5 protein-coding genes, 3 rRNA genes and 1 pseudogene are annotated in these 13602 nt (G+C 68.4%); all 9 read right to left on the bottom strand.

The window, feature by feature from the left end; all coding sequences use genetic code 11:
- Positions 1-5 precede the first annotated feature (5 nt).
- Positions 6-1746 (bottom strand): annotated as a pseudogene (recN, locus tag ACVW07_RS00045) (DNA repair protein RecN).
- Complete coding sequence (locus ACVW07_RS00040; RefSeq protein WP_456817252.1) at positions 1743-2627, bottom strand: NAD kinase; 885 nt, start codon at positions 2625-2627, stop codon at positions 1743-1745. Before ACVW07_RS00040 ends, recN begins: the two are co-directional and overlap by 4 nt.
- Positions 2624-3742, bottom strand: coding sequence for a TlyA family RNA methyltransferase (locus tag ACVW07_RS00035; RefSeq protein WP_456817251.1), 1119 nt, complete (start codon positions 3740-3742; stop codon positions 2624-2626). The genes ACVW07_RS00040 and ACVW07_RS00035 overlap by 4 nt, the downstream gene beginning before the upstream one ends.
- Positions 3739-4059 carry a hypothetical protein gene (locus ACVW07_RS00030; protein WP_456817250.1) on the bottom strand — a complete coding sequence of 107 codons (321 nt, stop codon included), beginning with the start codon at positions 4057-4059 and terminating at the stop codon, positions 3739-3741. The genes ACVW07_RS00035 and ACVW07_RS00030 overlap by 4 nt, the downstream gene beginning before the upstream one ends.
- A 243-nt stretch (positions 4060-4302) precedes the next feature.
- Entirely contained in the window at positions 4303-5343 is a 1041-nt protein-coding gene (locus ACVW07_RS00025) for an HAD-IIA family hydrolase (protein WP_456817249.1), read from the bottom strand.
- Entirely contained in the window at positions 5340-6356 is a 1017-nt protein-coding gene (locus tag ACVW07_RS00020) for a tetratricopeptide repeat protein (RefSeq protein WP_456817248.1), read from the bottom strand. Before ACVW07_RS00020 ends, ACVW07_RS00025 begins: the two co-directional genes overlap by 4 nt.
- A 1762-nt stretch (positions 6357-8118) precedes the next feature.
- Positions 8119-8235 (bottom strand): 5S ribosomal RNA (rrf, locus tag ACVW07_RS00015).
- A gap of 75 nt (positions 8236-8310) precedes the next feature.
- Positions 8311-11420 (bottom strand): 23S ribosomal RNA (locus tag ACVW07_RS00010).
- Between the two features lie 429 nt (positions 11421-11849).
- Positions 11850-13371: ribosomal RNA gene (locus ACVW07_RS00005) — 16S ribosomal RNA — on the bottom strand.
- The 16S, 23S and 5S rRNA genes sit together here, the layout of an rRNA operon.
- Positions 13372-13602 lie beyond the last annotated feature (231 nt).

The raw sequence follows: 13602 nt of genomic DNA, 5'->3' as shown, positions 1-13602 counted from the left end.
GCCGCTCATCGTCCCACGGACGAGAGCTCCAGCAGTTCCGCCGCATGGGTGCGCGCCGCCTGGGAGTCGTCCTGCCCGGACAGCATCCTGGCCAGCTCGCGCACCCGGTCGTCGCCCCCGACCCGTCGCACGTCCGACTCCGTCACCACGTCGATGCCGTCGGAGGTGGACTTCGTCACGACGAGGTGGCGGTCGGCGAACGCCGCCACCTGCGCGAGATGTGTCACGACCAGGACCTGGCTGCCGCGCGCGAGCTCGGCGAGCCGCCGACCGACCTCGATCGCAGCCCGGCCGCCGACGCCCGCGTCGACCTCGTCGAACACGAACGTGCCGGGCCGGGCCGCGTCGTCGTGCGGAGCGGTCGCGAGCGCCACCTCGAGGGCCAGCATGACGCGCGAGAGCTCACCGCCGGACGCACCCTTGCCGAGAGGGCGCGCCGGTGCGCCGGCATGCGGCACGAGCAGCATCTCCACCCGGTCGGCGCCGTGCGGGCCCGGGCCGTCCGCCGGCTCCACCACGACCCGGAGCTCGGCCCCGCTCATCGCGAGCCCGTCCAGCTCGTCCGAGACGACCTGCGCGAGCCGCCATGCCGCCTCTGTCCGACCCGACGTGATCTCCCGTGCGAGCTCGACGATCGACGCGTCGAGCTCGTCGCGTGCCACCCGGAGGGACTCGATGCGCTCGTCCCCACCCTCGAGCTCCAGCAGCCGCAGCCCGGAGGTCGACGCCCATGCGAGCACCTCCGCGACGTCCGCGCCGTAGCTCCGGGTCAGCGTGCCGAGCTCGGCTCGTCGCTGCTGGACGACCTCGAGCCTGCGAGGGTCCGCCTGGAGGTCCTCGACATAGGCACCGAGATCGGCGGCCACGTCCGCGAGCAGGTACCCCGCCTCGGCGATGCGCGTCGCGAGCGTCGCGAGCGTCGGGTCGTGCGCGCCGACCTGGTCGAGCAGACGCCGCGCGTGCTCCACCACGGCAGCCGCCGAGACCGTGTCGGTGCCGCCGTCCTCGTCGCCCGCCAACGCGGCGTGCGCGCCCGCGGCCGCAGCACGCAGGTCCTCGGCGTGCGCGAGCCGCCCGGCCTCCTCGGCGAGGGCGACGTCCCTCCCCCGGCTGCGGGTCGACGCGCTCCACCTCGCCGAGACCCAGCCGGAGCAGCTCCGCCTCGCGGGAACGGTCCTGTGCCCGCTCGACGAGCTCGCTCAGCTCGGCGTCGACCCTCGCCCGATCCGTCCACGCGGCACGGTAGCGGCCGAGCGTCTCGCGGTGCTGAGGCCCGACGAACTGGTCGAGCGCCTCGCGCTGGTGCGCGGGCGAGCGCAACCGCGCCTGGTCCGCCTGGCCGTGCACGGTCACGAGCGCCTGCGCGAGCTCGCCGAGCACCGCCTGCGGCACCGACCGGCCGCCGACGAACGCGCGCGAGCGGCCGCCACCTCCGTCGCCACCGGCACTGACGGTGCGTACGAGCAGCAGGCTGCCGTCGTCGTCCAGCTCCGCGCCCGCCTCCTCGGCCCGGAGCAGCGCCGGAGCGTCGCCGGGCAGCACGACACGGCCCTCGACGGCCGCGCCCTGCGCGTGCGTCCGCACCGTTGTCGGGTCCGCCTTGCCCCCCAGCAGCAGCGACAGCGCCGTCAGCACCATGGTCTTGCCCGCACCGGTCTCCCCGGTCAGCACGGTCAGGCCCGGCCCGAGCTGGATGTGCGCGCGCCCGATGACCCCCAGGTTCTGGATCCGGATCTCCTCGATCACGGTGCCTCCTCCGTCGCAGGTCCGCCGGCACGGTGCGCCCTTCCTCGCCAGCCCTCCACCGGCAGGCCGAACTTGTGCACCAGTCGCGTCGTGAACGGGGCCGGGGTGAGCCGGGCCAGCCGGACAGGGATGTTGCTGCGGGTGACCTCGACGCGTGAGCCACGGGGGACGTCCAGGCGGCGGCGGCCGTCGCACGTGACGAGCCCGGGCGCCGGCGACCGATCGAGGACCTCCAGTGCCAGCAGGCTGCGCGGACCGACCACGAGGGGCCGCGCGAACAGGGCGTGCGCCGACAGCGGCACGAGGATCATGCCGTCGACGTCCGGCCACACGACCGGGCCGCCGGCTGAGAACGCGTGCGCCGTCGAGCCCGTCGCGGTCGCCGCGACGATCCCGTCGCACCCGAACGACGACAGCGGATGCCCGTCGACCTCCACCATCACCTCGAGCATGCGCGACCGGTCGACCTTCTCGAGGGCGGCCTCGTTCAGCGCCCAGCCGGTCCGCACGTCACCCTCCGGGGTGAGGACCCGCACGTCGAGGGTCCCGCGCTCCTCGACGATGAAGTCACCGGACGTGAGCCGTCGGACGGCGTCGCCGATGTCGTCCCTCTCGCTCTCCGCCAGGAACCCGACGTGCCCCAGGTTGACGCCGAGCAACGGCACCGGCGTACCGCGTGTGAGCTCGGCGGCGCGCAGGATGGTGCCGTCGCCGCCCAGCACGATCCCGAGCTCGAACTCCGGCAGCTCCTCCGGCGTGCAGTCCTCCGGTGCGAGGAACGGCTCGACACCTGCTGCCTCGAGCTCCTCGACCGCCTCCTTGGTGGCCGCCAGCGCCTCTTCGCGCCCGCGGTGGGTCACGACGAGCGCCCGGCGGGTCACGGACCACCGTCCGGGCTCGGGGCCTCGCCAGCTCTCGGGACCCCGCCAGCTTCCGGGACCCCGCCAGCTTCCGGGACCTCGCCAGCTCTCGGGGACGGCCCGCTGCCGGGCGCAGGGTCCGGCCGGGGATCGGGCGCCCGTGAGGAGGGCGGGAGCAGGGCCACGCCCGGAGCCGCGCAAGGCACGGCGAGGGGTGCACCTCCCACGACCACCGCCGCGACCGCAGCCTCGACTGCGACCAGCCATGGGTCACCGGCCCCGTCCCGAGCCGACGTGCCGGGCCCGCTCAGGTTCGAGCGAGCCCCGACGGGGCCGCCCTCGTCCGGCACAGGCCCGGGCATCCGTCCGCCCTTCGCCCGGAGCACCGGTCCCGCTCCTCGCAGCCACAGGAAGTACTCCAGGTTGCCGCTCGGTCCAGGCAGCACGCTGGGAAGCACCGCGAACAGCTCGAGACCGAGCTCCCGTGCCGCCCGTGCGACGCCGACGACGGCCTCCGCGCGCAGCGCGGGGTCGCGCACGACGCCACCTGATCCGAGCCGTTCCCGTCCTACCTCGAACTGCGGCTTGACCATCAGCAGCATGTCGGCACCCGGGGCGGCGACCGCGACGAGCGCGGGCAGGACGAGCGGGAGCGAGATGAACGAGAGGTCTGCGACCACCACGGCTGGGGCCGGGTCGATCGCTCCCGCCACCAGGTCCCGCACGTTCACGCCCTCGCGCGAGTCGACGCGCCCGTCGGCAGCAAGCCTGGGAACGAGCTGGCCGTGTCCGACGTCGACGGCGACCACGCGGGCTGCGCCCGCGCGCAGGAGCACGTCGGTGAAGCCTCCCGTGCTGGCCCCGGCATCGAGGCACACCTGCCCTCGGACCGCGGGACCCGTGGCTCCGAGTGCGGCGAGCGCCCCGGCAAGCTTGTGCCCGGCACGCGAGGCGAACCCGGGATCAGAGTCGTCCTCGGCCACCGCGACCTCGTGCTGGGCAGACACCCGGACCGCACTGCGGCGCGCCGGGCTGCCGTCCACAGACACCCGCCCGGCCGCGATGAGCTCCCCGGCCTGGCGACGTGACCGCGCGAGCCCTCGGTGCACCAGCTCGCTGTCCAACCGCGTCGTCACGCGCCCACGCCTTCCGCGTCCGCGAGCCGGTCCCCGAGAGCCCGGTGCACCGCGTCGAAGTGCGCGACGTGCTCTCTCAACGGGACGTCCTCGAGCCCGTCCAGCCGGGTCAGTGCGGCGTCGACGTGCGGGTCGCCCGTGGGACCGCCGCTCCCGGCGACCGCGGGTACCCGTTCGGGACCGCCGCTCCCGGCGACCGCCGGTACCGGTTCCGGACCGTTCACGGTGGCGGCCGGAAGGCGCACCGAGGACGGGGTCGGCCGCGCGAGGGCCTCGTCGCGACCGCCGTCGGCGTCCGGACCGGACATCGTGCTCACGGTTGACTCCTTAGTCTCTCGGCATCCTGGTGCCGCGTCACGGGGCTGCGCTGGGACGACCGCAGCCGCACGGGCCGGCAGACACGTCCCCCAGGGAGCCCGTCGACCGGAGTGACGACGGAGCGACGACCAGGACGCGCCCACGTTACCCGGCGACGCACACGCACCCGCGCTCACCGTCCACACCCAGCGGGGCGAGTCGCCCCGCACACCGCCGACGAGTCGCCTCGCACGCGCGCGACGTCAGGCGCCGACAGCCCGTACGTCCAGCTCCGGCACGCTCGAGACGTCGAGCGTGCCGCCGTCGTCGACGAAGGCCCACGCGGCGGCGCACGCCGCGCGAACCACGTCGACCCGGTGCTCGAGCCCGTCCTCGCGGCCGCGGTCGATCTCCAGGCGGCCGTGCGCCACGCGTGCGGCAGCGCCGCGGACCGTCCACCACCCCTCGGCGCCGGGCTCGGGAGCCGGGTGCGCGTCGAGCAACGACAGCAGGTCCGCGCCGATGAAGTGGGGGCGCTCGCCGGGGGCGGCGAGGACGTCGTCGCGCGCCGAGCTCACACCCGTCAGCACGTGCAGCCCGAGGTAGCCCCCCGACCGTGCACCCGCAAGATCCGTGTCGAGCCGGTCGCCGATGACGAGCGTCTCGAGGGCCCCGGCACGCTCCACGGCCATGTGGTACATCGTCGGCGACGGCTTGCCGGCACTGTCAGGGACCACCCCGGTCGCGGCCTGTACCGCACCGACGAGCGACCCGTTACCGGGGGCGAACCCTCGCGCAGTGGGCAGGCTGAGGTCGAGGTTCGACGCGACGTGCCATGCGCCCCGTTGCACGGCGTACGCCGCCTCGGCGAGCTGGGCCCACCCGAGATCAGGCGAGAAGCCCTGGGCGACCGCCTGGGGCTCGTCGTCCGCGGAGTCGACGACCGTGTACCCGGCCTGCTGCACCGCCGTCACGAGCCCGGCGCCCCCGACCACGAGCACCTTGGCCCCCCGAGGGAGTCGTGTCCGCAGGAGCTGCGCCGCTGCCTGCGCGGCCGTCATGACCTCGGCAGCCTTCGTCGGGATGCCGAGCTGGGTGAGCTGGTCGGCCACCGACTCCGGTTCCCGGGAGGCGTTGTTCGTCACGAACACGAGCCGCATCCCGCGGTCCCGGGCGGTCGTCAGACCCTGAGCGGCGCCGTCGATCGGCTCATGACCGCGGTACGCGACCCCATCGAGGTCCACCAGCGCCAGGCCGAAGCGGTCGGCGAGGGGTGTCGTCGACCCCTCGAGACCTCCGCTCATGCGGCTCCCTCCGGCTCACCGTGAGCCCGCTGGGCCGTCTCGGCGCCGGTCTCGTCCGCACCGGGCCCGTCGACAGCCGTCGCCACGACCTCCCGGTCCGACCGCCCGGCGACGTCCTCGAGTCCGTGGGGGCCGCCGTCGGCGCCAGCCTCGAGGTCTTCGTCGGCGTCGTCCACGCCGTCCTCCTCGTCGTCGCCCACGTGGTCGTCGGCCAGGACCTCGTCGTCGATCCCGTCGTCGGACTCGTCGTCGGACTCGTCGAGGTCGAAGACGACGATCTCGTCCTCCTCCTCCACGTCGCCCGCGGCCGAGGCGAGCTCGGCCACGCTGTAGGGCGCCAGCTCGGCCACCGCGTCGTCGGGACGGCCGTCGGCCTCGAGCGCCGCCGCCCGTGCTTGGGCCACCCGGGCAGCCAGGACACCGACGGCCGCACGGACCGCCGGCGTCGACACCGCGGCCACGGCGGCCTCGGCCTGGCCGAGGTCGAGCCGCGCGCCGCTCACGACCATGGCGAGCTCGACCTGCCCGTCAACATCGAGCGTCGCCGCCTCGGGCTCCTGCGCGAGGGCGATCGCCCGTTCCGGCCGCCCCAGGCCCCGCTCGCAGTCCGCCATGATCGGCAGGTGCTCCGACGAGCCATTGAGGCGCCTGACGGTGCGCAGCTCGCGAAGCGCCTCGGCGTAACGCCCTGTCCGGTAGGCCGCGAGGCCCGCCGCCTCCCGGACCACGTCGACCCGCCCGGCACGACGGACGGCCGCCTGGGCGTGCTCGTACGCGAGCTCCGGCTCCGAGTCGAGCAACCGGCCCACCATCACGAGGTGCCGACCGACACCGTCCGCGTTGTCCTTGCTGAGGGTCCGGAGGCGGCCCCGCACCGACTTGTCGAGGTCGCTGAAGACGACGTCCTCCGGGATCTCCGGCCCCTGGACGCGCTCGTCCTGCGGAGGCCGCGTCGGACGTTCCTCGTGCGGTCGTCGGACGCCGTCGCTATGGCCACGTCCGCCGCCCGACACGGGGCGTCCTGACCGGGCCGCCCCGGCCGCACCGGCACCGGCTGCACCGGCACCGCCTCCGGGGCCGTGGGTAGGCGCGCGTCGCTCGTCTCCCGACCGCGTCGGCCGTGAACGGCCCTCGGCGTCGTTGCGCGCGCCGGTACCGGGTCCGGCGTCCGAGCGGCCCGCCCGCGGCCCGGACGACCGTCGAGCGTCGTACCGGTCGCCGGACCCACCCCTCGGATCCCCGCCCGAGCGGTGGTCCTGCCTCTCACCGTCGGCGTCGCGTCGGACGAACGGCGGCCGGTCCGTGGCGCGACGTCCTGCCGGACGACCTTCCGCGTCCTCTCGGCGTGCACCACGGCGCGCGCCGTCCGAGCCCGCACCGTCACGCGCCGCCCCGGTCCACGGGCCACGTTCGTCCCGGCGCGGAGAGGAGGAACGACCGCCACGCTCGTCGCGTGCACCGTACGGCGAGGCGCCCGGTCCACCGTCATGGCGGGGCCGCGCGGAGTCCTGACCGCGATCCGGACGAGCGTAGGGCGGACGCTCCGGCCGGTCGTCACGCGAACGGTGAACGGCACCGCCGCCGGCGGCCGACCGACCCGCCGACCAGGTCCCTTGTCCACGCTCGTCCCTGCGCGGGTACGACGAGCGCTCGCCGCGGTCATCGCGTCCGCGGCCGGCGGGGCCGCCTGCTCGATCCTCCCGACGCGGGCCGGTCGAGCCACGCTGGTCCCGGCCTCCGCGGTCGTCCGAACCGCCCTCGTCTCTCCGGCCGTACGGCGGGCGCGCACCCCGATCGTCCTGGCGCGCATACCCCCCCGCCTGTCCGGCACCCCGAGAGCTCCCGGTAGGGGTGCGCACACCGCCGTCACGACGGGGATAGCCCGCGCTGCGCTGCTCACCGGCAGGGCTGCCCGCGTCTCGGGAGTACGACCTGGGACTGTCTCCGGCCGATCCCGCCGGCCGCGCAGAGCGGTTGCCGCCCGACCACGACGACCGCGGCGCACCGGCGTCGCCGGCCGGTCGTGGCCCACGGTCATCGCGTGACGAGTACGGCCCCGACCCGCGGGCCTCGCGGGGACCACGCGGTCCATCACCGCGCGGCGGCGTGGCGCGACCGCGTTGGTCCGTCCAGGAGGAACCGCCAGTACGGCCCCCCGATGCCGTGCCGGCCGCGCGCCCACCAGCGGCCCTGTCCGGACGAGCACCGCCCCCGCGACGTTCGTCGCGGTCGCCGCCAGCGCGCGCGGGCCCGTCCCCCACCCGAGGCTGGTTCGAGGCCCGTGAGTCGCGGACCCAGGCGGGAGCAGGACCCTGCCGCCCACGCCCCGAGTCCTTCCCGCCGGCGCGCGGCAGCCCGCTGCCGGAAGCCCCCGACGATCGACCGGCCCCACCTGGGCGCTCGCTCCGACCGTTCGCACCGACGCCCCGACGATCGTCGCGTGCGTGTCCTCGGTCAGGGGTGCGCCCCGCGCCGTTGTCGCTGTTCATCGTGTGACTGCTCTCCTCGACCTGACCAACGCCCCATGCTCTCACCCCGGACGAGCGTGACGAGACGGATGCCCTGTCATGGCACCGTCACCTGGGCCACAACCACGCCGGCGGGTGTGCCGGAATCCGTCCTGCGCCGCGGGTCGTCCCCTGTGTGGGGAGCCGGTGCCCGGTGCGTGTGCGAGCTCGGAATCGCTCGGGATGTGGTCGGGGGCGTTGTGGGGAAACACGTTGTGGGGAAACAGAAAGAGCCACCCCCGGAGGGGTGGCTCTTTCTGAAATGAGTGTCCGGCGGCGTCCTACTCTCCCACACCCTGGCGAGTGCAGTACCATCGGCGCTGAAGGGCTTAGCTTCCGGGTTCGGAATGGGACCGGGCGTTTCCCCTTCGCTATGACCGCCGTAACGTTGTCGAGTTGTCAAACGGGTTCCCGTTCGTCTCTCGGGAACCGCACAGTGGACGCGTAGCAATGAATGAAGGTGGTGAAGTTGTCGGCATATTAGTACCGGTCAGCTGCGAGGGTCTTTCGTCCCCTCTTCCACATCCGGCCTATCAACCCAGTGGTCTAGCTGGGTGCCTCTCAGGGATCAAGTCCCCGTGGAAACCTCATCTTGAAGCAGGCTTCCCGCTTAGATGCTTTCAGCGGTTATCCCTTCCGAACGTAGCCAACCAGCCGTGCTCCTGGCGGAACAACTGGCACACCAGAGGTTCGTCCGTCCCGGTCCTCTCGTACTAGGGACAGCCCTTCTCAAGTTTCCTGCGCGCGCAGCGGATAGGGACCGAACTGTCTCACGACGTTCTAAACCCAGCTCGCGTACCGCTTTAATGGGCGAACAGCCCAACCCTTGGGACCTACTCCAGCCCCAGGATGCGACGAGCCGACATCGAGGTGCCAAACCATGCCGTCGATATGGACTCTTGGGCAAGATCAGCCTGTTATCCCCGGGGTACCTTTTATCCGTTGAGCGACGGCGCTTCCACAAGCCACCGCCGGATCACTAGTTCCGACTTTCGTCCCTGCTCGACCTGTCAGTCTCACAGTCAAGCTCCCTTGTGCACTTGCACTCGCCACCTGATTGCCAACCAGGCTGAGGGAACCTTTGAGCGCCTCCGTTACATTTTAGGAGGCAACCGCCCCAGTTAAACTACCCACCAGGCACTGTCCCTGGTCCGGATCACGGACCGAGGTTAGATATCCAGAGCGACCAGAGTGGTATTTCAACGTTGACTCCACCGACACTGGCGTGCCGGCTTCACAGTCTCCCACCTATCCTACACAAGCCGCACCGAACACCAATACCAAGCTATAGTAAAGGTCCCGGGGTCTTTCCGTCCTGCTGCGCGTAACGAGCATCTTTACTCGTAGTGCAATTTCGCCGAGTTCGCGGTTGAGACAGCGGAGAAGTCGTTACGCCATTCGTGCAGGTCGGAACTTACCCGACAAGGAATTTCGCTACCTTAGGATGGTTATAGTTACCACCGCCGTTTACTGGGGCTTAAATTCTGAGCTTCGCCTTGCGGCTGACCCGTCCTCTTAACCTTCCAGCACCGGGCAGGCGTCAGTCCGTATACATCGTCTTGCGACTTCGCACGGACCTGTGTTTTTAGTAAACAGTCGCTTCTCCCTGGTCTCTGCGGCCCTTCACGCTTCCCCGAGCTAGTCGGTTCACGCTTCAGGCCCCCCTTCTCCCGAAGTTACGGGGGCATTTTGCCGAGTTCCTTAACCACGATTCTCTCGATCGCCTTGGTATTCTCTACCTGACCACCTGAGTCGGTTTGGGGTACGGGCGGCTAGAACCTCGCGTCGAGGCTTTTCTTGGCAGCATAGGATCACCATTTTCCCGCGTTCGCGGTCACCATCAGCTCTCAGGCTTCATGAGAGGCGGATTTGCCTACCTCTCGCCCTACGACCTTGGACGTGGACTACCATCGCCACGCACGGCTACCTTCCTGCGTCACCCCTGTTAATACGCTTACCTACTACCGGTTCGGGTCACGAGCTCCCCGGCACGGTACCCCCGAAGGGGTGGTGTGCCGGCTCGGTCGTTTAGCATCACCGGGCTCGGTATGGGCGGTTCTTCGCCGGTACGGGAATATCAACCCGTTGTCCATCGACTACGCCTGTCGGCCTCGCCTTAGGTCCCGACTTACCCAGGGCGGATTAGCCTGGCCCTGGAACCCTTGGTCATTCGGCGGACGGGTTTCTCACCCGTCATTCGCTACTCATGCCTGCATTCTCACTCGTGTAGCGTCCACCGCTGGGTCACCCCGCGACTTCACTCGCCACACGACGCTCCCCTACCCATCCACACACCTGAACCACGAAGGCTTAGTTATCGTGTGAATGCCACAGCTTCGGCGGTATGCTTGAGCCCCGCTACATTGTCGGCGCGGAATCACTTGACCAGTGAGCTATTACGCACTCTTTCAAGGGTGGCTGCTTCTAAGCCAACCTCCTGGTTGTCTGTGCAACTCCACATCCTTTCCCACTTAGCATACGCTTAGGGGCCTTAGCTGGTGGTCTGGGCTGTTTCCCTCTCGACTACGGAGCTTATCCCCCGCAGTCTCACTGCCACGCTCTGGCTTACCGGCATTCGGAGTTTGGCTAACGTCAGTAACCTGGTGGGGCCCATCGGCTATCCAGTAGCTCTACCTCCGGCAAGAAACGCGTGACGCTGCACCTAAATGCATTTCGGGGAGAACCAGCTATCACGGAGTTTGATTGGCCTTTCACCCCTAACCACAGGTCATCCCCCAGGTTTTCAACCCTGGTGGGTTCGGGCCTCCACGCGGTCTTACCCGCGCTTCACCCTGCCCATGGCTAGATCACTCCGCTTCGGGTCTAGAGCACGCGACTGAGACGCCCTATTCGGACTCGCTTTCGCTACGGCTTCCCCACACGGGTTAACCTCGCCACGTACCACTAACTCGCAGGCTCATTCTTCAAAAGGCACGCCGTCACCCCTGCTAGGGAGGCTCCGACGGATTGTAGGCACACGGTTTCAGGTACTATTTCACTCCCCTCCCGGGGTACTTTTCACCTTTCCCTCACGGTACTTGTCCGCTATCGGTCACTAGGTAGTATTTAGGCTTACACAGTGGTCTGTGCAGATTCACTCCAGGTTTCTCGGGCCCGGAGCTACTTGGGATCCCTCACGGGAGGCCACGCCATTTCGTCTACGGGGGTCACACCCTCTGTGCCGGGCCTTTCAATGCCCTTCGACTATGACGCGACTTTCTGACTCCCTGTCGGTTCGGCAGAACCAACAGCAAGGTCCCACAACCCCGCATACGCAACGCCTGCCGGCTTGAACACGTAGACGGTTTGGCCTGATCCGCTTTCGCTCGCCACTACTCACGGAATATCTCTTCCTGGCGGTACTGAGATGTTTCACTTCCCGCCGTTCCCTCCACACACCCTATATATTCAGGTGCGGGTCACACGACATGACTCGTGCGGGGTTTCCCCATTCGGACATCCTCGGATCACGGTTCGTTTGCCAACTCCCCGAGGCTTATCGCAGGCTACAACGTCCTTCTTCGGCTCCTAGTGCCAAGGCATCCACCCTGTGCCCTTATAAACTTGACCACAAAGATCATTCAAAGATGCTCGCGTCCACTGTGCAGTTCTCAAGCTACGACCGGGTGACTCGCCCTTACACTCCCCCGCCTACCCACCACACGGTGAGCGGTTCGAAGGACCAGGCGGCCCGCAGGCCGACGCGCACCACCCCCACCCACAGGCGGCGACAGTGCGCGACTCGACCCCAAGTTCCCAACCTTCCGGCTGTTCCCTCAGGACCCAACAGCGTGCCAAGCCCACCCAGATCATCCGGCGATCCACTCGTTCCCTCCCCACCGCGAACGGCAGGCGTACTAGAGCAACCACCGGCACCAGGCCGGCCATAGTCGATGTTCCACCCTCGAGCACCACCACACGATCGTTCGCCGTGTGTGCGGGCCTGGACACCCTGCACCCACCCATGACAGGCGAGCACGGCTGCCAGATGCTCCTTAGAAAGGAGGTGATCCAGCCGCACCTTCCGGTACGGCTACCTTGTTACGACTTAGTCCCAATCGCCAGTCCCACCTTCGACAGCTCCCTCTCTTACGAGTTGGGCCACCGGCTTCGGGTGTTACCGACTTTCGTGACTTGACGGGCGGTGTGTACAAGGCCCGGGAACGTATTCACCGCAGCGTTGCTGATCTGCGATTACTAGCGACTCCGACTTCATGGGGTCGAGTTGCAGACCCCAATCCGAACTGAGACCGGCTTTTTGGGATTCGCTCCACCTCGCGGTATCGCAGCCCTTTGTACCGGCCATTGTAGCATGCGTGAAGCCCAAGACATAAGGGGCATGATGATTTGACGTCATCCCCACCTTCCTCCGAGTTGACCCCGGCAGTCTCCTATGAGTCCCCGGCATAACCCGCTGGCAACATAGGACGAGGGTTGCGCTCGTTGCGGGACTTAACCCAACATCTCACGACACGAGCTGACGACAACCATGCACCACCTGTACACCGACCTTGCGGGGAGCGCATCTCTGCACTTTTCCGGTGTATGTCAAGCCTTGGTAAGGTTCTTCGCGTTGCATCGAATTAATCCGCATGCTCCGCCGCTTGTGCGGGCCCCCGTCAATTTCTTTGAGTTTTAGCCTTGCGGCCGTACTCCCCAGGCGGGGCACTTAATGCGTTTGCTGCGGCACGGAACTCGTGGAATGAGCCCCACACCTAGTGCCCAACGTTTACGGCATGGACTACCAGGGTATCTAATCCTGTTCGCTCCCCATGCTTTCGCTCCTCAGCGTCAGTTGCGGCCCAGTGACCTGCCTTCGCCATCGGTGTTCCTCCTGATATCTGCGCATTCCACCGCTACACCAGGAATTCCAGTCACCCCTACCGCACTCTAGTCTGCCCGTACCCACTGCAAGCCCGAGGTTGAGCCTCAGGTTTTCACAGCAGACGCGACAAACCGCCTACGAGCTCTTTACGCCCAATAATTCCGGACAACGCTTGCGCCCTACGTATTACCGCGGCTGCTGGCACGTAGTTAGCCGGCGCTTCTTCTGCAGGTACCGTCACTTGCGCTTCTTCCCTGCTGAAAGAGGTTTACAACCCGAAGGCCGTCATCCCTCACGCGGCGTCGCTGCATCAGGCTTGCGCCCATTGTGCAATATTCCCCACTGCTGCCTCCCGTAGGAGTCTGGGCCGTGTCTCAGTCCCAGTGTGGCCGGTCGCCCTCTCAGGCCGGCTACCCGTCGTCGCCTTGGTAGGCCATTACCCCACCAACAAGCTGATAGGCCGCGAGCCCATCCTTGACCGATAAATCTTTCCAGACGCCACACATGCGTGTACGTCTCATATCCGGTATTAGCCACCGTTTCCCGTGGTTATCCCAGAGTCAAGGGCAGGTTGCTCACGTGTTACTCACCCGTTCGCCACTGATCAGACCAGCAAGCTGGCCATCACCGTTCGACTTGCATGTGTTAAGCACGCCGCCAGCGTTCGTCCTGAGCCAGAATCAAACTCTCCGTAAATGTCTACGTGGCACCGGCACCACCAAAGCGGACCGGCAACCGACACACGAAACAGTCCCGAAGGACCAATCAGATTCGGCTGTATTCGAGCCGCCCACCCACGGAGGCGGGTATCACGACTCGCATCTCAACCAAGACCCACCACATCACTGCGATGGACCATCTTGGCATCGACTACTTGGCACACTGTTGAGTTCTCAAGGAACAGACGCGCATCGCTCCAGGCCTTCC

The organism is Cellulomonas sp. URHB0016, from assembly GCF_054057935.1.
The sequence above is the reverse complement of the archived record's forward strand: the minus strand, read 5'-3'. Positions and strand labels throughout refer to the sequence as shown.